This is a genomic window from Pseudomonas sp. YuFO8, assembly GCF_035065025.1.
GTDB lineage: Bacteria > Pseudomonadota > Gammaproteobacteria > Pseudomonadales > Pseudomonadaceae > Aquipseudomonas > Aquipseudomonas putida_AE.
The window spans coordinates 13,685-31,827 of the sequence record NZ_JAXDEQ010000012.1 but is presented as its reverse complement, the minus strand read 5'-3'; the positions used below and the strand labels follow the sequence as shown (position 1 = coordinate 31,827).

The window sequence follows — 18,143 nt, the reverse complement described above, 5'->3', positions numbered from 1 at the left end:
TTGATACCCTGTAGGAGCTGCCGCAGGCTGCGATCTTTTGATTTTGCTTTCAAAAAAACAAGATCAAAAGATCGCAGCCTGCGGCAGCTCCTACAGGGGCGGTTAGCCGAGGAGTTCGCGCATGCGGTACCAGAGCATGCCCAGGGCCAGCAGCGGCGAACGCAGGGCGCGGCCACCAGGAAAGGTCATGTGCGGCACGGCACTGAATACGTCGAAGCCTTTGCTGTGACCGGCATGGATCGCTTCGCCCAACAATTTCGCGCACCAGTGGGTCACGTTGACGCCATGGCCGGAGTAACCCTGGGCGTAGAACACGTTCGGGTATTGGCTCAGGCGCCCGACCTGGGGGAAGCGATTGGCGGTGATGCCGATCTTACCGCCCCATTGGTAGTCGATGCGCACATTCGCCAGTTGCGGGAAGACCTTGAGCATCTGCGGGCGCATGTAGGCGCTGATATCCGCCGGATCACGCCCGGAATAATGGCAGGCTCCGCCAAACAGCAGGCGCCGGTCGGCCGAGAGCCGGTAATAGTCCAGGCCGACTTTCTGGTCGCACAGCGCCAGGTTGTGCGGGATCAACTGTGCGGCAAGCTGCGCCGACAAGGGTTCGGTGGCGATGATGTAGCTGCCCGCCGGGAGCACTTTTCCGCTGAGTTTCGGTTCAAGTTCTTCCAGATGCGCATTGCAGCCCAGGACCAGACTGCTGGCGCGTACCGTGCCACTTGCACAACGAATTTGAACAGTACTGCCATGGATCAACTCCAGTACCGGGCTTTGCTCGAAAATCCGCACACCAAGGGATAACGCGAGTTTCGCTTCGCCAAGCACCAGGTTCAGCGGGTGCAGGTGCCCCGAACCCATGTCGACCAGGCCGCCGGCATACACGCCGGAATTCACCACCTGCTCACGGATCTGCGCAGATTCGACCAGACGGGTTTCATGGGCGTAACCCGATTCCTTGAGCGCAGCGTGTTCAGCCTGCAACCCGGCGAACTGCGACGGGGTGTTGGCCAGCTCGCAGAAACCCCAGCGCAAGTCGCAATCGATGCTGTGTTCACGGATTCGATTGCCCACCAGTTGCACCGATTCAGTCCCGGCATGCTCCAGGTAGCGCACACCTTCAACCCCGACATGCTTGGCGAAACCGCTGACGTCATGGCCGATGCCGCGAATCAGCTGCCCGCCGTTGCGCCCGCTGGCGCCCCAGCCGATCCGCCGGCCTTCCAGCAGGATCACCGAGAGCCCGCGTTGGGCCAGTTCGATGGCCGTGTTGACGCCGGTAAAACCGCCGCCAATCACGCAGACATCGGCCACCAGGTCTTCGGTCAGCGTGGGGTAGGGCACCATGCCATTGGCCGACGCGGCGTAATAGGAATGGGCGTGTTCGTGGGTGTACTGGTTCATTGGTTGGACTTCACTTTGCTCCAGGAACGCGTCATCAAGCGCATGATCGACTGCGGCGGCGTGGTCGAGATGTATAGCTTGTCGAGCACTTCCTGCGGCGGGTAAACCTCAGGGTTGTTCACCAGTTCCGGGTCCATGTACTGCTTGGCGGCCGGGTTCGGGTTGGCATAACCGACCGAGGCGCTGACCTTGGCGATCACTTGCGGGTCGAGCAGGTAATTGATGAAGGCGTGGGCTTCTTTCGGGTTGCCGGCGTCCGCCGGGATGGCCAGCAGGTCAAACCACAGGTTCGCGCCTTCCTTGGGAATGGCATAGGCAATGTTCACGTTGTTCTTGGCTTCCTTGGCGCGGTTGGCAGCCTGGAACACGTCACCGGAGTAACCGAACGCCACGCAGATGTCGCCGTTGGCCAGGTCCGAGACATACTTGGAGGAGTGGAAATAGGTGATGTACGGACGGATGCTCAGCAGCTTGGCTTCGGCCTTTTTGAAGTCTTCGGGATTCTCGCTGCGCGGGTCCATGCCCATGTAATTGAGCACCGCGGGGAACACTTCATCCGCCGAGTCCATCATCGATACGCCGCAGGCGCTCAGCTTCTTGATGTTTTCCGGTTCGAACAGCACGGCCCAGGAATCGATGTGGTCAATGCCCAGCACCTGCTTGACCTTGTCGACGTTGTAGCCGATGCCATTGGTACCCCAAAGGTATGGCACCGAGTGCGCGTTACCCGGGTCGTTGTTTTCCAGCAGGGCCAGCAGTTTCGGGTCCAGGTTCTTGAAGTTCGGCAGTTGCTCGCGGTCGAGCTTGAGGAACGCGCCGGCCTTCACCTGGCGGGCGAGGAAGTGGTTGGACGGCACGACCACGTCATACCCGGTACGCCCGGCAAGCAGTTTGCCTTCCAGGGTTTCGTTGGAATCGAAAACGTCGTAGATCACCTTGATCCCGGTTTTGGCCTGGAAGTCGGCGAGGGTGGTCTCGCCGATGTAGTCGGTCCAGTTGTAGACACTGACCTGTGGCTGAGCCTGGGCAACGGCGCTGAACAAGACCGCGAGCGCGGCCGGGACCATGGATTTCAACAGACGCATAACGATACCTTCTTGGAATTATTGGATTCTTCAGGTGGTTTTCTAGGGTACTGGCGGCCGTCATCGCCAGCAGGCTGGCTCCCACAGGGGGAATGCATTCCAAGTGTGGGAGCCAGCCTGCTGGCGATAAGGTCGTTACAGACAGCGAAGGGGTCAGACGCTCAGCAACAGGAACTCGCGCTCCCACGAACTGATCACGCGCTTGAAGTTCTCGTGCTCGGCACGCTTGACTGCGACATAGCCACGCACGAACTTGTCGCCCAGGTAGCGGCTCACGGTGTCGCATTCTTCCATCTGCGTCAGCGCGTCTTCGATGGTGATCGGCAACCGCAGGTTGCGCCGCTCATAAGCCCGACCCTGTACCGCGGCGCTTGGTTCAATGCGCTCGACCATGCCCAGGTACCCACACAGCAGGCTGGCGGCGATGGCCAGGTAAGGGTTGGCATCGGCCCCCGGCAAGCGGTTTTCCACGCGCATGGCATCGGGGCTCGAGGTCGGCACGCGCAGGCCGACGGTACGGTTTTCTTCGCCCCATTCGACGTTCACCGGTGCCGAAGTGTCCGGCAGGAAGCGGCGGAACGAGTTGACGTTCGGTGCGAACATCGGCAGCACTTTGGGGATGTACTTCTGCAAGCCACCGATGTGGTGCAGGAACAACTCGCTCATGTTGCCGTCGGCATCGGCAAAGATCGGCTGGCCGGTGGCGATGTCCACCACGCTCTGGTGAATGTGCATGGCGCTGCCCGGCTCATCGCCGACCGGCTTGGCCATGAAGGTCGCCGCGACGTTGTGCTTGAGCGCCGCCTCGCGCATGGTGCGCTTGAACACGGTGATCTGGTCGGCCAGGTCCAGCGCATCGCCATGGCGAAAGTTGATTTCCATCTGCGCCGGGCCGTCTTCGTGGATCAGCGTGTCGAGGTCCAGGCCCTGGAGTTCGCACCAGTCGTAGACATCTTCGAACAGCGGGTCGAATTCGTTGGCGGCGTCGATGGAGAACGACTGGCGACCGCTTTCGGCGCGACCGGATCGGCCCATCGGGGCCTTGAGTGGCAAGTCCGGGTCTTCGCAGCGCTGGGTCAGGTAAAACTCCATTTCCGGCGCGACGATCGGCCGCCAGCCTTTGTCGGTGTACAGCTGCAGGACTTTCTTGAGCACGTTGCGCGGCGACAATTCGATCGGGTTGCCGAACTTGTCAAAGGTGTCGTGAATCACGATGGCGGTCGGCTCGATCGCCCATGGCACCACGTACACCGCATCGGACACCGGCTTGCAGACCATGTCGATATCGGCAGGATCGAGCAGGTCGTAGTAGATGTCGTCGTCGACAAAGTCCCCGGTTACCGTTTGCAACAGCACACTTTCCGGCAGGCGCATGCCTCGCTCATGCAGGAACTTGTTGGTGGGTGCGATTTTGCCGCGTGCAATGCCGGTCAGGTCGCTGACGACGCACTCGACTTCGGTAATCTTGTGATCTTTCAGCCAAGTGAACAGCTGATCGAAAGGGGCATTCATAAAGACCTCGTTATTGGTTTTGTTAACGCGGGAGAAAGTCGATTCATCTGTAGGACGCTTCCCCTGTAGCGCGTTGACGTCTATCTTGGGCGAGGCTTACGGTTCCATCTATCCACTTTTAGCAACACAAAACGCACCAAAAGAGTGCGTAAGGTCACCCATGACAGCTTGCAATTCGTTACAGGTCCAAGCATTCAGTACCGTCGATGTCGCCGAGCAAATCCGCGCCACACCGGGCTGGGTCCAGCATTACCAACAGATGTCGCCGGGACATTTCGCAGGATTGGTGCGCTATCTGGATCTACAGGGCGTCGAGATCTACGAGGAACAGATGAACACCCGGGTCGAGCAGAATTTCAGTGCGCCGCAAGGTTCGCTGGCGTTCTGTTTCGATCGCAGCGACAACGCGCTGTACGTGTTGAACGGTGAAAGCCGCAACATCTGGATCACTCCGGAGAACTACCAGGAAATCGCCGTGGTGTTCGGCCCGGACTTCGTCAAGCGCCATGGGCTGGACGTCGCGCGGCTGGAGGGGTTGTTCCTGGCGCCGCTAAACTCGCAGCAGAATGCCTTGTTCAGTCGCTGGCTCAGCGCAACCCTGACCCAGCTGTCGCAGACCTACGACCCGCCCAGCCGCGAAGCCTTGACCCAACAGTTGTTGGAGGACTGTCTGTTCATCCTCGACAACGCCTGCGTGCGCCTCGACCAGGGCGCCCTGCAGCGTCGGGCCGGGGAGCGGGCGATCATGCAGCGGGTAGGGGAATGGGCGGCGGACAGCCCGGAGGAGCAGCTCAACCTGCTGGAGTTGTCCCGGGTCGCCGGGGTTTCGCTGCGCCAGCTGCAACACGCGTTCAAGACCTACACCGGCATGGCGCCGACCCAGTGGCTGCGCCTGCGCCGCCTCAACAGTGCCCGCCGCGAACTGCTCAGCCGCACGCCGACGCAAACCACCGTGGCCGAAGTGGCCATGCACTGGTCGTTCTGGCATCTGGGACGGTTTTCCAGCAGCTATCGCGCGCTGTTCAAGGAACTGCCGAGCGACACCCTCAAGCGTGCATGTGTCGCTCAGGCAAGCGGGCGCGGCCGGCGTTAGAAGGTCGGCGGGGTGATCACCCAGATCACCACGGCATCCACCTCGCCAGGGTTACCGTAGCGGTGCGGCTCCTGGCTGGAGAAACTGAAACTGTCGCCTTCATTGAGCTGGAAGTAGCGCTCGCCGACCCACAACTCGAAGCTGCCCGACAGCAGGTAACCGGCTTCTTCGCCGTCGTGGCTGTAGCTTTGCTGGCTGTAGGTGCCGGGCGGGAAACGCGAGTGGAGCATTTCCAGCTGGCGGTTGACTTGCGGGGTCAACAGCTGATCGACGATGCCGTCTTCGTAATGCACGTTCAGGCGGCTGTGCTTGCGCACGACAATACCGTCGTCTTCAGGATCGGTGATCGCCTCGCTGGCGAAGAACCACTGGATAGTCACGCCGAGACTGCGGGCGATGTTGAACAGCGCCGGGATCGACGGATAGGCGAGGTTGCGTTCCAGCTGGCTGATGTAGCCGGCGGTCAGTTCGCTCTGTTGCGCCAATTCCGCCAGGGTCATGCCCCGACGTTTGCGCAGGCCGCGGATGCGCGTGCCGAGGAAATGCGGTTCGGCGCTACCTGATGCGGCCTGGGTCTTGCTGCTGTTGCTCATGGCGAATTCCAAACCGGGTAGAACGTGAACCCTTGTAGGAGCTGGCTTGCCAGCGATGGTCGTGAACGATAACGCGTGCTTACCGGATAATCGCGGTGTTATCGACTCCATCGCTGGCAAGCCAGCTCCTACAAGGGTGTTTCAAAGCCCCGGAGTATAAACAGGCTTAAAGCTCCCACGCGACTTTCAACCCTTCGTAAATCGCTTCTTCGGCGGTACGCGGCGCCAGGCAGTCGCCGATGCGGCGAAATTCCACCAGGCCTTGCAACTCTGCACCCAGGGTATCCACCGGTTGATGGCCCTGGCACAGCACCAGCGTATCGATATTTTCCAGCAACATCGGCTCACCGCTGGCGGTGTGTTGCAGGTAGACCGTGTTGTCGTCGCAGCCGTACAACCGGGCGTAGGGGATGATGGGAATGGCGAGCTTGTGCAGCTCGCCAGCCAGTTGATCGCGCACGTACAGCGGCAGGTTCTCCCCGCAATGGGTACCGTTCACCGCCAGTTGCACCTGATGCCCGGCCCGGGTCAGGCGCTCGGCAATGCCGGGGCCGATCCAGTCGCAGCGCCAGTCGACCACCACCACGGAACGGCCGATCTGCACCTCTTCACGCAGCACTTGCCAGGCATCCACCACCTGCAGTTCGCCGCCACGTTCGAAGAACGGCCAATAGGGCTCGGCACCGGTGGCGACGATCACCATGTCCGGTTTTTCCTGCTCCACCAAGGCGCGGTCGACCCGGGTATTGCGCACCACACGCACCCCGGCCAGTTCCATTTCCCGCTGCAGGTTGGTGCTGGCGCCGCCGAACTCGCTACGCCGTGGCAGCAATTGCGCGAGTAACACCTGACCGCCCAATTGCGAGCTGGCTTCGTACAGCGTCACGTCATGCCCGCGCTGGGCGGCGACGGCGGCGGCCTTCATGCCAGCCGGGCCACCGCCGGCGATCATGATGCGTTTGCGTTTTGCAGTTGGTTGGCGCTGACCAAAAGTCAGTTCACGGCCGGTTTCCGGGTGCTGGATGCAGGAGATCGGCAAGCCCTTGTGGAAGTGCCCGATGCACGCCTGATTGCAGGCAATGCAGGCGCGCACATCTTCGACGTGGCCGGTGTCGGTCTTGTTGGGCATCTGCGGGTCACAGATCAGCGCCCGGGTCATGCCGCACACATCGGCCTGACCCCGGGCCAGAATCAACTCGGCCTCCTGGGGCTGGTTGATGCGCCCGGTGACGAACAAGGGAATGTTCAAGCCAGCCTTGAAGGTGCCGGCCTCCTTGGCCAGGTACGCCGCTTCGATCGCCATCGGCGGCACGATGTGCACCGCACCACCGAGGGATGCCGAAGTACCGGCGACGATGTGCACGTAATCCAGCTGCCCTTGCAGCGATTGTACGGCGGTCAATGATTCGTCTTCGGTCAGCCCTTCAGGATCGCGCTCATCGGCGGAGATGCGCAGCCCGATGATGAATTGCTCATCAGTCGCCGCGCGCACGGCGGCAATGACTTCGCGCAGGAAACGCAAACGCTGTTCCAGCTCACCGTTGTAGCCATCGGTACGGCGGTTGACCCGCGGGTTGATGAATTGCGCCGGCAGGTAACCGTGACTGGCGACCACTTCCACGCCATCGATGCCGGCCTGGTGCAGGCGTCGGGCAGCAGCGGCATAACCGGCGACGATCTCGTCGATCATCGCCTGGTCCAGCGCCCGTGGCATCACCCGGAAACGCTCGTTGGGCACCGCCGACGCCGAGTAGGCCACCGCCAGCAGGCCATCGCTGGACTCCATGATTTCCCGCCCCGGATGGAACACTTGCGACAGCACCACCGTGCCGTGGGCATGGCAGGTTTGCGCGAGTTTGCGGTAGCCCTCGATGCATTCATCGTCGGTGGCCATCAGCACATGGGAGGTGTAGCGCGCACTGTCATGCACCCCGGCCACTTGCAGCACGATCAGCCCGGCACCGCCTTCGGCACGCGCCTTGTGATAGGCAATCAGTTGCTCGTTGACCAGGTTGTCGGTGGGCATCGAGGTGTCGTGACCGCTGGACATGATGCGGTTTTTCAGGCGCTTGCCACGGATCTGCAAGGGTTCGAACAGGTGCGCGAAGGCAGGGGACGGGCTCGGCATGGTGCGGTTACTCCGGCGGCTGACCTGTAGGAGCAAGCTTGCTCGCGATGGACGTTAACGATGACGCGTGTTGTCTGGATAAACGCATCGCCCTCAAGTCCATCGCGAGCAAGCTCGCTCCTACAGAGGCATCAGGTTTTCGTTGTTGTTGTTTGGTCTATAGAAATTTACCTTCAGTAAAAAATCAACTTGTTTTTTTACTGGGCCTTGAGTAGTTTCGTTTCGAGCCCGCTCCTGGGGCGACCCTCACCAACAATAAAAAAGGGCCATGCCGACCTGCAGTCGCCTGGCACCTGCACGAGGAACCACTGATGAAATCGAATACGCTCAAGCACGGTTTTTATCCCTTGGCGTTGACCTTGGCCATGGGCCTGGGCAGCGCACAGGCAGCATCGGAGATGGTGGTGGTCGGTTACGGCGGCGCCGGACAAAAAGCCCAGGACGTGGCGTTCTTCCAGCCTTTTGCCGCCGTGGATCAGAGCAAGGTGATCCAGAGTGAATACAACGGCGAGATGGCGAAAATCAAAGTCATGGTCGACACCGGCAACGTCGACTGGGACGTGGTGCAGATCGAAGGCCCGGACCTGATGCGCGGTTGCGAGGAAGGCATGTACGAGCGGCTGGACTGGACCCGTCTGGGGCAAGCCGACCAGTTGATCCCCGAGGCGGCGCAGGAATGCGGTTCCGCCGCGCTGGTGTGGAGCGTGGCCATTGCCTACGACACCGACAAACTGGCCCAGGCCCCGACCTCCTGGGCAGACTTCTGGGACGTGAAGAAAACCCCCGGCAAGCGTGGGCTGCGTAAACGCGCGGTGTACAACCTGGAGTTCGCCTTGCTGGCGGACGGGGTCAAGGTCGATGAGGTGTACAAGGTGCTTGGCACCCCGCAGGGCGTGGACCGGGCATTTGCCAAACTCACGGAACTCAAGCCATACATCCAGTGGTGGGAGGCGGGCGCGCAACCGCCGCAATGGCTGACCGCCGGCGATGTGGTGATGACCTCGACCTACAGCGGGCGCATTGCCGACGCCGCGCAGAAAGGTAGCCACCTGGGTCTGGTCTGGCCCGGCAGCCTGTACGGCATGGACTACTGGGCGATCATCAAGGGCTCCCGGCACGTCGACCAGGCCAAGCGTTTCATCGCCTTCGCCAACCAGCCGGATGCCCAGGTGAAATACGTCGAGCAGATCCCCTACGGCCCGACCAACATCCAGGCTGCCGCGCGTCTCGATGACAAACTGGCACAGTGGGTGCCCACGGCGCCGCAGAACCTCAAGGGCGCGTTGTCGATGAACGTCGAATTCTGGGTCGACCATGGCGAAGAACTGGAAGAGCGCTTCAACGCCTGGGCCAGCAAATAAGTCGCGAGGATGGCTGGACGTGTCGAAGCGTCCAGTCTTACTGTCTGCCCAGCCGAACTGCCTGGAGAATCCGCCCGATGAACAACATCGCCACACCCCTGACCACCCCTGAATGCAGCGTGACCGAACAGCGCCTGCGCGAAGAACTGGCGGCCTGTTATCGCCTGATTGCGCACTTTCGCATGACCGACCTGATCTTCACCCACATCTCGGTGCGTATTCCGGGACCTGAGCATCACTTCCTGATCAATCCCTACGGGCTGATGTTCGACGAAATCACCGCGTCCAACCTGGTCAAGATCGACCTCGATGGCCGCGCCGTCGAGCCGTCGCCGTACCCGGTGAACCCGGCCGGGTTCGTGATCCACAGCGCCATTCACGGCGCCCGGGAAGATGCGCAGTGCGTGCTGCACACCCACACCAAGTCCGGTTGTGCGGTGGCGGCGCTCAAGTGCGGGTTGTTGCCGGTGAACCAGATTTCCATGGAGTTCTATGGCCGGGTTGCCTACCACGACTACGAAGGCGTGGCGCTGGACATGAGTGAGCAGCAACGGTTGGTGGCGGACATGGGCGACAAGCCGGTATTGATGCTGCGTAACCACGGCCTGCTGACCGTGGGCGAAACCGTCAGCCAGGCATTTTTGCGCATGTATTACCTGGAAAAGGCTTGCGAAATCCAGCTGGCGGCGCAGGCGGCTGGCGAGGTGGTGTTGCCACCGGATGAGGTTTGTGCGCATACCGAGCGGCAGTTCAATGATCCGGGGCGGCCGCTTGAGGAGGGGGAGTTGAGCGATCCGGATGCGATGCAATTGGCTTGGGCGGCGTTGTTGAGGTTGTTGGAGCGGGTGGCGCCGGGGTATCGGGATTGATCTGAATGCTCGGTTGTACGGGCTGGCCTCATCGCTGGCAAGCCAGCTCCTACAGGGGTAATGGGTGTACGCAGAATCCGTGACCAACGCGTAACCTGTAGGAGCTGGCTTGCCAGCGATGGCGGCGGACCTGCCAACTTCACAACCCTGGCCTGGCCCCAAGGCACGCGTGTTTCAACCCTTGATTGTCTTGCGGCAACGAAAATGTAGCGGTCAGTGGTTTCCCGCCTGTTTTCGCCGGGGCCAACGAAAGTTTCAGCGGCTGTCCGCGCGAAGCATCGCTCAGCCAATACTCCAGCTCAGACGGTGCAATGTCCGTACTGATCGAAAACAAGTCCCCTACCTGGAAAGCCCCGCCAGCGGTCCAGCTGCCGGAAACCCGATGCTCGACGCTGGGACGTGTTCCCGTGGTGATCTGCAGGGGCCCATCGGCGGTTGCATCGGGACCTTCAAAGGGATCGCTGTCAAAACCCAGGGATGCCGGTGCGATCTGCAGGGTCAAACGGGCTGTTTGGGAACAACTGATCTGCAACGTGGCATTGACGCGATAATCCCCATAGGCACTGTCCCCGAAGGTCCGTGCGGTGAGCAGGGCATTCCCGGCGTAGGGTTGTTCCAGCAACCACACCGGGTGCACCGGTTGGATCACCTCGATCCCGGCAGCGGCGAAGGGTGACAGGCACAGGGCAGCCAATGCGGTATTGCGAAGTGAGCAAATCATGAAGGTGTATTAAATGGCGAGGCGGACGGTGAGGGTAATACGCAATCTAATGTAGGAGCCAGGCTTGCCTGCGAAGAACGATTACACGATGTGGCAGCCAAACCGCCTCTTGCTGTACAGTCGTTCAACGATGGACAAACCAGGAGCGTCGCCCATGAACCAGGAAGCCCGTTTTTCTCGCATGGAACCGGAGTTGCGCAAAGCCAACCTGATCGAGGCGACGCTGGTGTGCCTCAAGCGCCATGGCTTCCAGGGCGCGTCGATCCGCAAGATTTCCGCCGAGGCGGGTGTGTCGGTGGGGCTGATCAGCCATCACTATTCGGGCAAGGACGAACTGGTGGCCGAGGCCTACATGGCGATCACCGGGCGCGTCATGACCCTGCTGCGCGATGCCATGGAGCAAGCGGCGCCCAATGCCCGCGAGCGCCTGTCGGCGTTTTTCCGCGGTTCGTTCTCCGCCGAATTGCTCGACCCGCAGCTGATCGACGCCTGGCTCGCCTTCTGGGGCGCGGTGAAAACCGCCGAGGCGATCAATCAGGCCCACGATCATTCCTATGGCGAGTACCGCGCGATCCTGGGCAAGGTGCTCAGGGAATTGGCGCAGGAGGAGGGCTGGGAGAATTTCGATGCCGATCTGGCCGCGATCAGCCTCAGCGCACTGCTCGATGGCCTGTGGCTGGAGTCCGGGCTCAACCCCGGGACCTTTACCCCCGAGCAGGGCATGCAGATTTGCGAGGCCTGGGTCGATGGTTTGCAGGCCGGCGGCCGCCAGCGTTTTTGCCTGCAGACGAGCAGCTGTTGATCACCCGTTCAGCAGTGGCTACTCTCTGCCGCTGATGCAGTCCCCCTAATAAGAAACAAGCAGGACACCCAGCAATGACTCCTCGGGTACTGATCGTCGATGACGATCCGCTGATTCGCGAACTGTTGCATGCCTACCTGTCCCAGGAAGGCTACGACGTGCATTGCGCCGCCACGGCGGAACTGGCCGAAACCTTCCTGGCCAACCAGGCGGTCGACCTGGTCATGCTCGATATCCGCCTGCCGGGCAAGGACGGCCTGACCCTGACCCGCGAACTGCGGGTGCGCTCGGAAGTCGGGATCATCCTGATCACCGGTCGCAACGACGAAATCGACCGCATCGTCGGCCTCGAATGCGGCGCTGACGACTACGTGATCAAGCCCCTCAACCCGCGGGAACTGGTGTCCCGGGCAAAAAACCTGATTCGCCGGGTCCGCCATGCGCAAACGCCACAGCCGGTCGCCGCCGTCGCCAAACCGGTCAAACAGTTCGCCGGCTGGGCACTGGACACCGACCGCCGACGCCTGATCGACCCGGCCGGCTGCGAGACCTTGCTGACCCACGGCGAATACCAGTTGCTCAGCGTGTTCTTGCGCAACAGCGGCCACACCCTCAGCCGCGACCAGTTGATGGACCAGATCCGCAACCGCGAATGGGTGCCCAACGACCGCTCGATCGACGTGCTGGTCGGGCGCCTGCGCCGCAAGTTGCACGACGATCCCGCCGAACCGCAGCTGATCATCACCATCCACGGCGCCGGGTACCTGTTCACTGCCAGCCTGGCGGCGTGACGGCAGTGAGGCGCTGGCTCTGGGTAGTGCTGGTGTTGTCGGCGGGCACGGTGCAGGCCGCGGAAAAAATCCGCTACTGCGATTACCCGGTGTATCCGCCGATTTCCTGGAGCGACGGCAAGCAGGTCCGCGGTCTGGCGCCGAGCGTGGTCAAGCAGTTGTTCAGCCAGCTCGGCTACGAGGTCGAGGTCGTGGTGTTGGGCAACTGGAAACGCTGCCTGCTCGACGCCGCCGAAGGCCGGGTCGATGTGGTGCTGGCCTACAGCACCGCGCAACGGGAACAGAGCATGCTGTTTTCCAGCGTACCGGTGCTGCGCGAAGAAGTGGCGTTGTTCATCAATCGCCAGCATCCGGTGAAGTTCGAACACCTGCAGGACCTGGCCCATTACCGTGGCGGCCTGCTGTTCGGTGAAAGCTACGGCGTGGCGTTCGATCGCATGGTCGCGCAGCACAACAACATCGAATGGGTCGCCAGCAGCCGGCAGAACTTCGGCAAGCTGATTCGCGGGCGCATCGATTTCATCACCCAGGAGCGCCGCACCGGCGAGCTGTACGTGGAAAACCTGCCCGGCGCCGAGGACATCGTCGCCTTGCCCAAGGCCCTGAGCGTGGACTACCTGCGGGTCGCCGTTTCCCGCCGCTCGCCACTGGCCGCACAGATGCCGCAGATCGATGCGCAGTTGCAGCGCATGGTCGATGCCGGTGATGTCGAGCGCCTGCTCAATGAAAGCGAAGTCACCTACCGCGACATGATCAACCTGCCGGCGGACGCGCAATGATTCGCGCGCGTCCCGGCGGACTGTTGCGGCGCCTGCTGCTGTTCATTCTGCTGTTCAGCCTGTGTTTTACCGTGCTGGCCAGCAGCGTGCAGCTGTACATCGAGTATCGCCGGGAAATGCGCGAGATCGACTCGCGCATGGAGCTGATCCGCGCCGGTTACCTGGCCAGCCTGGAGCGCAGCCTCTGGGATCTGGACGAGGAGCAGTTGAAGGTGCAGTTGCGCGGTCTGGTGGATTTCTCCGACGTCGCCAGGGTGCATTTGACCGGTGCCGATTTCGACCTGGTGCAAGGCAACCCCGCGCCTGCAGGGCCGTTGCGTATCGAGCGTTTTGCCCTGGATTACCAACCGCCTTCCGGCCCGTTGCGTCATCTCGGCGAACTGCAGGTCAGCACCGATTTGGGGGCGGTGTATCAACGCCTGTATGCCACCGGCCTGACCAACCTGTTGTGGATGGCGGTGTTTTTCTGCGGCCTGTCGGTGGCGCTGTCGGGCCTGTTCTATCGGCTGGTGACCCGCCACCTGAAAGTCATGGCCGAATTTGCCCGGCGCATTGCCGCCGGGCAATGGCACGAGCCGTTGCGCCTGGACAAGCGGCGCAGCGCGCAGAACGACGAGATCGACACCGTGGCCCATGCCCTCGACGACATGCGCAGGGCGATCCTCAGTGACATCGACCGCCGGGAAACCGACCGCCTGGCCCTGCAGGACAACCGCGATGAATTGCTACGAATGGTCGAGCGCCGCACCGCCAGCCTGATGCGCGCCAAGGACGAAGCCGAAGCGGCCAACCTCGCCAAGTCGCGGTTCCTGGCGACCATGAGCCACGAACTGCGCACGCCGCTCAACGGTATCCTGGGCATGGCCGAATTATTGCGTGGTGCCCGTCTCGAACCGCAGGACGGCAAGCGCCTGGATGCGCTGCACAAGGCCGGCGAGGGTCTGCTGACCATCCTCAACGAAGTGCTGTATTTCGCCAAGCTGGAGGAGGGGACCAGCCTGCCTGAACCGGTAAATTTCTCCATTCGCCAATTGCTCGACGAAGTCCTCACGTTGCTCGAACCCAAGGCGCTGGACAACGACACGGTCCTCAATTGCCGGGTCGATCAGCAGGTCGCCGAGCATCACCACGGCGCCGAGCAATACTTGCGGCAAGTGTTGAGCAACCTGTTGGCCAACGCGATCAAGTTCACTGAAGGCGGCGACGTCAGTGTCGAAGTGGCGTTGCTTGCGCCCGGCCAACGTTTGCGGGTGAGTGTCACGGACAATGGCATTGGCATTGCCCCGGCGATGCAGGCGAAGATCTTCGAACGCTTCACCCAGGCCAGCGAAGAAGTCGCCCAGCGTTATGGCGGCACGGGATTGGGCTTGGCCATCTGCAAACACCTGGTGGAGAAGATCGGCGGTTGCATCGGCGTCAGCAGCGAAATCGGGCGCGGTAGTTGTTTCTGGTTCGAAGTGACGCTGCAGCCGGCGATCGCTGCTGTGAACCCGGCACCGACCCAGATGGCGGGCCCGGCGCTGGACATCCTGGTGGTCGAGGACGTGGCGCTCAACCGTGAAGTCGCCGAGGGCCTGCTGCGACGGGACGGGCATGGGGTCTGGCTGGCTATCGATGCTGAACAGGCTTTGGTGCAATGCGCGGCGCGGACGTTCGACCTGATTTTGCTGGATGTGCACCTGCCGGGGATGAGTGGCGTCCAGTTGTGCCAACAGATCCGTAGCGACGACGGACCGAACCGGCAAACACGTATCTTTGCCCTGACCGCCAGCGTGCAACCGGCGCTGGTGCGCGGTTACCTGGATGCCGGCATGGATGGCATCCTGGCCAAACCCTTGAAGCTGGAAAACCTGCGACAGGTGCTGGCGGGGCAGGCTACTCCCGCCCCGTCGCCGGTAGACGATGAAGCGATGGACTGGCCCTTGCTGCAAACCCATCGCACCTTGCTCGGCGAACAGAAAGTACAGGGCCTGCTGGCCGTGCTGCGCGATTCGATCCTGCAACACCGTGAGGCACTGGGCGAAGCCATCGAAGCCGACGATTGCACCGAAGTTGCACAGCTTGCCCACCGTTTGGCCGGCAGCAGCGATTCCCTGGGGTTTCGGGCATTTGCCTCGGTATTACGCACATTGGAAGAGGCGGCGCTGGGCAATGATGAACCGACGATTCGAGCGCTGGTGCCCGCCGTCGAAGTACAACTGCAACGTTCACTGCATACCCTCAAAGGCCTGTTGCAGAGCTGACGTACATTTTTGTTACGACTTTCTACAACTTCGATCTTTACGTACAACGCGACCTTACATGGCTTTCCAATAATCGACGCAACCGCCGCAGCGCGGTCTTCGAAGCTTATTGGAGATAATAATAATGAATTGCCGTAAAGCTCCTTCCTCCCTGCGCCGTGACGACCTGTCATGCGCTGTCCGTGCCACCGACTCGAGGTGCCGGGCATGAACGAATCCACTGATCGTAAAGGCATCCAACTGACCCGCGCCCTGAAAAGCCGGCACATTTTCATGCTGTCCCTGGGCGGCGTGATCGGCACCGGGCTGTTCATGGGGTCCGGGGTGACCATCAACCAGGGCGGGCCGGTGGGGGCGATCCTGGCGTACCTGGTTGCCGGTTTCCTGATGTACCTGGTGATGGTCTGCCTGGGCGAACTGTCGGTGCAGATGCCGGTGTCCGGTTCGTTCCAGACCCACGCCACCAAATTCATCGGCCCGGCCACCGGCTTCATGATTGGCTGGGTGTACTGGATGAGCTGGGCCACCACCGTGGGCCTGGAATTCACCGCCGCCGGGATGCTGATGACCCGCTGGTTCCCGGCGGTGCCGATCTGGTACTGGTCGGCGCTGTTCGTGGTGGTGCTGTTCGGTATCAATGCCCTGGCGACCCGTGCCTTCGGTGAAGCGGAATACTGGTTCTCCGGGATCAAGGTCGCGGCGATTCTCGGGTTCATCGTGGTCGGCGTGCTGGTGATCTTCGGTGTGATGCCGCTGAGCAGTGGCGCACCGGCGCCGATGGCAACCAATCTGATCGGTGATTCGCTGTTCCCCAACGGCCTGTCCGCGGTGTTCGCGGTGATGATGACCGTAGTCTATGCCTTCCAGGGCTGCGAGATAATGGGTGTGGCGGCGGGTGAAACCGATCAGCCGGAAAAAAGCATTCCCCGTGCAGTGCGCAACGTGGTGTTCCGTGTACTGATCTTTTACGTGCTGGCTATTATCGTCTTGTCGGCGATCGTGCCGTGGCAGCAGGCGGGGCTGATGGAAAGCCCGTTCGTGCAGGTGTTCGACATGGTCGGCATTCCCTACGCCGCCGACCTGATGAACTTCGTGATCCTCACGGCGATCCTGTCGGTGGGCAACTCCGGCCTGTATGCCTCGACGCGCATCCTGTGGGCCATGTCGAAAACCGGCATGGCGCCGAAAAGTCTTTCGCCATTGAGCAAGCGCGGCGTGCCGTTGCGCGCCTTGAGCATCACCCTGTGCTTTGCGCTGGTGTCGCTGATGACCAGTTTCGTCGCCGCCGACACCTTGTTCATGGTGTTGATGGCAGTGAGCGGGATGTCGGGCACCGTGACCTGGATTGTCATCGCACTGGCGCAGTACAAGTTCCGCAAGGCCTACCTGCGTGACGGCGGCCAACTCAGCGACCTGAAATACCGCGCACCGTGGTTCCCGGTGTTGCCGCTGATGTGCATCGCACTGTGCTGCTCGCTGTTCGTGTTCCTGGCACTGGATGAAACCCAGCGGCCATCGCTGTATTGGGGCTTTGGATTCATTGCGCTGTGTTATGGCGCGTACTTCCTGATCCATCGCAAGCGCGGGGCGGTGCTGGCGCCGAGCCTGCCGACTGTTTAATTCCTTCTATCACACACATTCCCTGTGGGAGCGGGCTTGCTCGCGAAAGCGCTGTGTCAGTCACCAATAATGTTGACTGACAGGGCCTCTTCGCGAGCAAGCCCGCTCCCACATTGGTTTTGTGGTGGGCAATAGATCTGCGTCCTGTCGCCAGTTGTTCGAAGTTGTAACAGCAGCAGAGGCGCATCCCTCGAAATCTGAAAAAAAACTAATAAAACCAATGTGTTATTGAATATTCGAGCGTGTTACAGCCCATTTCTCCACCGATTGCCGCCTTACTGAACACTCGTTTAGTATGGCCTCAAGTCGCATCACCTCAGACCAATCACAATAATTCGAGGACTCGCATGACTACTCATGATTCGCTGCTCAGTCAGGTCGAAGCCGGCGTCGCCTGGATCACCCTCAATCGCACCGCCCAGCGCAATGCGCTGGACATTCCGACCTTGAAAAACCTGCACGCCTTGCTCGACACCTTCAACGCCGATCCGGCGGTGCGCGTGGTGGTCTTGACCGGCAGCGGTCGCAGCTTCTGCGCCGGCGCCGACCTGGCGGAATGGGCCGAAGCCGAAGCCCGTGGCGCCCTTGAAACCTACGGCTGGACCGAAACCGCCCACGCCCTGATGACCCGCCTGCACCGCCTGGAAAAACCGACCATCGCCGCGATCAACGGCACCGCCGTCGGCGCCGGGATGGACCTGACCCTGTGCTGCGACCTGCGCATCGCCGGGCAATCGGCTCGGTTCAAGGCCGGCTACACCAGCATGGCGTACTCGCCGGACGCCGGCGCCAGTTGGCACCTGCCACGGCTGATCGGCACCGAGCAAGCCAAGCGCTTGCTGTTCCTCGACGAATTGTGGGGCGCCGACCGCGCCCTGGCCGCCGGGCTGGTCGGCGAAGTCTGCGCCGACGAGCAGCTGCTGAGCGTCACTGGCGAACTCGCCGCACGCCTGGCCGCCGGGCCGACCTTTGCTTTCGCCCAGACCAAAAAGCTCATGCGCGAAGGCGCCGAGCGCAACTTGCCCGAGCAACTGCAAGCGGAACTGGCCGCCGGCCTGCTTTGTGGGCGCAGTGAAGACGGCAACGAAGCCCTGCGCGCCGCCACGGAAAAACGCCCGGCACGTTTTATCGGTCGTTAAATC

Annotated in this window: 15 protein-coding genes; 9 read left to right on the top strand and 6 right to left on the bottom strand. The window is 61.6% G+C overall.

What is annotated here, in order from left to right:
- Positions 1-102: 102 nt before the first annotated feature.
- The 3 genes from SOP95_RS13005 to SOP95_RS12995 form a co-directional block, all read right to left on the bottom strand.
- Positions 103-1,404 (bottom strand): NAD(P)/FAD-dependent oxidoreductase, encoded by a 1,302-nt coding sequence (locus tag SOP95_RS13005; protein ID WP_323607314.1) that lies wholly within the window; start codon positions 1,402-1,404, stop codon positions 103-105.
- Positions 1,401-2,489: a polyamine ABC transporter substrate-binding protein gene (locus tag SOP95_RS13000; protein WP_323607313.1), complete on the bottom strand. Its 1,089-nt coding sequence runs from the start codon at positions 2,487-2,489 to the stop codon at positions 1,401-1,403. The genes SOP95_RS13005 and SOP95_RS13000 overlap by 4 nt, the downstream gene beginning before the upstream one ends.
- A gap of 153 nt (positions 2,490-2,642) precedes the next feature.
- Positions 2,643-4,001 (bottom strand): glutamine synthetase family protein, encoded by a 1,359-nt coding sequence (locus SOP95_RS12995; RefSeq protein WP_274075759.1) that lies wholly within the window; start codon positions 3,999-4,001, stop codon positions 2,643-2,645.
- A 160-nt stretch (positions 4,002-4,161) separates the two neighbouring features.
- Between SOP95_RS12995 and SOP95_RS12990 the strand changes: the two genes are divergently transcribed.
- Positions 4,162-5,094, top strand: a complete 933-nt coding sequence (locus SOP95_RS12990) for a helix-turn-helix domain-containing protein (RefSeq protein ID WP_274075758.1) — start codon at positions 4,162-4,164, stop codon at positions 5,092-5,094.
- Here SOP95_RS12990 and SOP95_RS12985 read toward each other — a convergent pair.
- Positions 5,091-5,687 carry a cupin domain-containing protein gene (locus tag SOP95_RS12985; RefSeq protein ID WP_274075757.1) on the bottom strand — a complete coding sequence of 199 codons (597 nt, stop codon included), beginning with the start codon at positions 5,685-5,687 and terminating at the stop codon, positions 5,091-5,093. The two genes, SOP95_RS12990 and SOP95_RS12985, sit on opposite strands and share 4 nt — an antisense overlap.
- Positions 5,688-5,853: 166 nt before the next feature.
- Positions 5,854-7,815: an oxidoreductase gene (locus SOP95_RS12980; protein ID WP_323607312.1), complete on the bottom strand. Its 1,962-nt coding sequence runs from the start codon at positions 7,813-7,815 to the stop codon at positions 5,854-5,856.
- A gap of 311 nt (positions 7,816-8,126) precedes the next feature.
- Here SOP95_RS12980 and SOP95_RS12975 point away from each other — a divergent pair, with 311 nt between their 5' ends.
- Positions 8,127-9,176 carry an ABC transporter substrate-binding protein gene (locus tag SOP95_RS12975; protein WP_323607311.1) on the top strand — a complete coding sequence of 350 codons (1,050 nt, stop codon included), beginning with the start codon at positions 8,127-8,129 and terminating at the stop codon, positions 9,174-9,176.
- Between the two features lie 77 nt (positions 9,177-9,253).
- On the top strand, positions 9,254-10,045 hold the full coding sequence (locus SOP95_RS12970; protein WP_323607310.1) for a class II aldolase/adducin family protein: 792 nt from the start codon (positions 9,254-9,256) through the stop codon (positions 10,043-10,045).
- A 139-nt stretch (positions 10,046-10,184) separates the two neighbouring features.
- Here the strand turns inward: SOP95_RS12970 and SOP95_RS12965 are convergent, their stop codons facing one another.
- On the bottom strand, positions 10,185-10,766 hold the full coding sequence (locus SOP95_RS12965; RefSeq protein ID WP_323607309.1) for a hypothetical protein: 582 nt from the start codon (positions 10,764-10,766) through the stop codon (positions 10,185-10,187).
- 154 nt (positions 10,767-10,920) lie between these two features.
- On the opposite strand from SOP95_RS12965, the gene SOP95_RS12960 reads away from it, so the two are divergent.
- The 6 genes from SOP95_RS12960 (at position 10,921) to SOP95_RS12935 (ending at position 18,140) form a co-directional block, all read left to right on the top strand.
- Positions 10,921-11,568, top strand: a complete 648-nt coding sequence (locus SOP95_RS12960) for a TetR family transcriptional regulator C-terminal domain-containing protein (protein WP_323607308.1) — start codon at positions 10,921-10,923, stop codon at positions 11,566-11,568.
- Between the two features lie 74 nt (positions 11,569-11,642).
- Positions 11,643-12,359, top strand: coding sequence for a response regulator (locus SOP95_RS12955; protein ID WP_274075751.1), 717 nt, complete (start codon positions 11,643-11,645; stop codon positions 12,357-12,359).
- 5 nt (positions 12,360-12,364) lie between these two features.
- Entirely contained in the window at positions 12,365-13,138 is a 774-nt protein-coding gene (locus tag SOP95_RS12950) for a substrate-binding periplasmic protein (protein ID WP_323607307.1), read from the top strand.
- Positions 13,135-15,381 (top strand): ATP-binding protein, encoded by a 2,247-nt coding sequence (locus tag SOP95_RS12945; RefSeq protein ID WP_323607306.1) that lies wholly within the window; start codon positions 13,135-13,137, stop codon positions 15,379-15,381. The genes SOP95_RS12950 and SOP95_RS12945 overlap by 4 nt, the downstream gene beginning before the upstream one ends.
- Positions 15,382-15,588: 207 nt before the next feature.
- On the top strand, positions 15,589-17,001 hold the full coding sequence (locus tag SOP95_RS12940) for an amino acid permease (protein ID WP_323607305.1): 1,413 nt from the start codon (positions 15,589-15,591) through the stop codon (positions 16,999-17,001).
- A 347-nt stretch (positions 17,002-17,348) separates the two neighbouring features.
- Positions 17,349-18,140 carry an enoyl-CoA hydratase/isomerase family protein gene (locus tag SOP95_RS12935; protein WP_323607304.1) on the top strand — a complete coding sequence of 264 codons (792 nt, stop codon included), beginning with the start codon at positions 17,349-17,351 and terminating at the stop codon, positions 18,138-18,140.
- The last annotated feature ends 3 nt before the right edge of the window (positions 18,141-18,143 follow it).

Coding starts and splice junctions, on each gene's coding strand:
- SOP95_RS13005 (WP_323607314.1), bottom strand. CDS start 1,404: ATGAACCAGTACACCCACGAACACGCCCATTCCTATTACGCCGCGTCG.
- SOP95_RS13000 (WP_323607313.1), bottom strand. CDS start 2,489: ATGCGTCTGTTGAAATCCATGGTCCCGGCCGCGCTCGCGGTCTTGTTC.
- SOP95_RS12995 (WP_274075759.1), bottom strand. CDS start 4,001: ATGAATGCCCCTTTCGATCAGCTGTTCACTTGGCTGAAAGATCACAAG.
- SOP95_RS12990 (WP_274075758.1), top strand. CDS start 4,162: ATGACAGCTTGCAATTCGTTACAGGTCCAAGCATTCAGTACCGTCGAT.
- SOP95_RS12985 (WP_274075757.1), bottom strand. CDS start 5,687: ATGAGCAACAGCAGCAAGACCCAGGCCGCATCAGGTAGCGCCGAACCG.
- SOP95_RS12980 (WP_323607312.1), bottom strand. CDS start 7,815: ATGCCGAGCCCGTCCCCTGCCTTCGCGCACCTGTTCGAACCCTTGCAG.
- SOP95_RS12975 (WP_323607311.1), top strand. CDS start 8,127: ATGAAATCGAATACGCTCAAGCACGGTTTTTATCCCTTGGCGTTGACC.
- SOP95_RS12970 (WP_323607310.1), top strand. CDS start 9,254: ATGAACAACATCGCCACACCCCTGACCACCCCTGAATGCAGCGTGACC.
- SOP95_RS12965 (WP_323607309.1), bottom strand. CDS start 10,766: ATGATTTGCTCACTTCGCAATACCGCATTGGCTGCCCTGTGCCTGTCA.
- SOP95_RS12960 (WP_323607308.1), top strand. CDS start 10,921: ATGAACCAGGAAGCCCGTTTTTCTCGCATGGAACCGGAGTTGCGCAAA.
- SOP95_RS12955 (WP_274075751.1), top strand. CDS start 11,643: ATGACTCCTCGGGTACTGATCGTCGATGACGATCCGCTGATTCGCGAA.
- SOP95_RS12945 (WP_323607306.1), top strand. CDS start 13,135: ATGATTCGCGCGCGTCCCGGCGGACTGTTGCGGCGCCTGCTGCTGTTC.
- SOP95_RS12940 (WP_323607305.1), top strand. CDS start 15,589: ATGAACGAATCCACTGATCGTAAAGGCATCCAACTGACCCGCGCCCTG.
- SOP95_RS12935 (WP_323607304.1), top strand. CDS start 17,349: ATGACTACTCATGATTCGCTGCTCAGTCAGGTCGAAGCCGGCGTCGCC.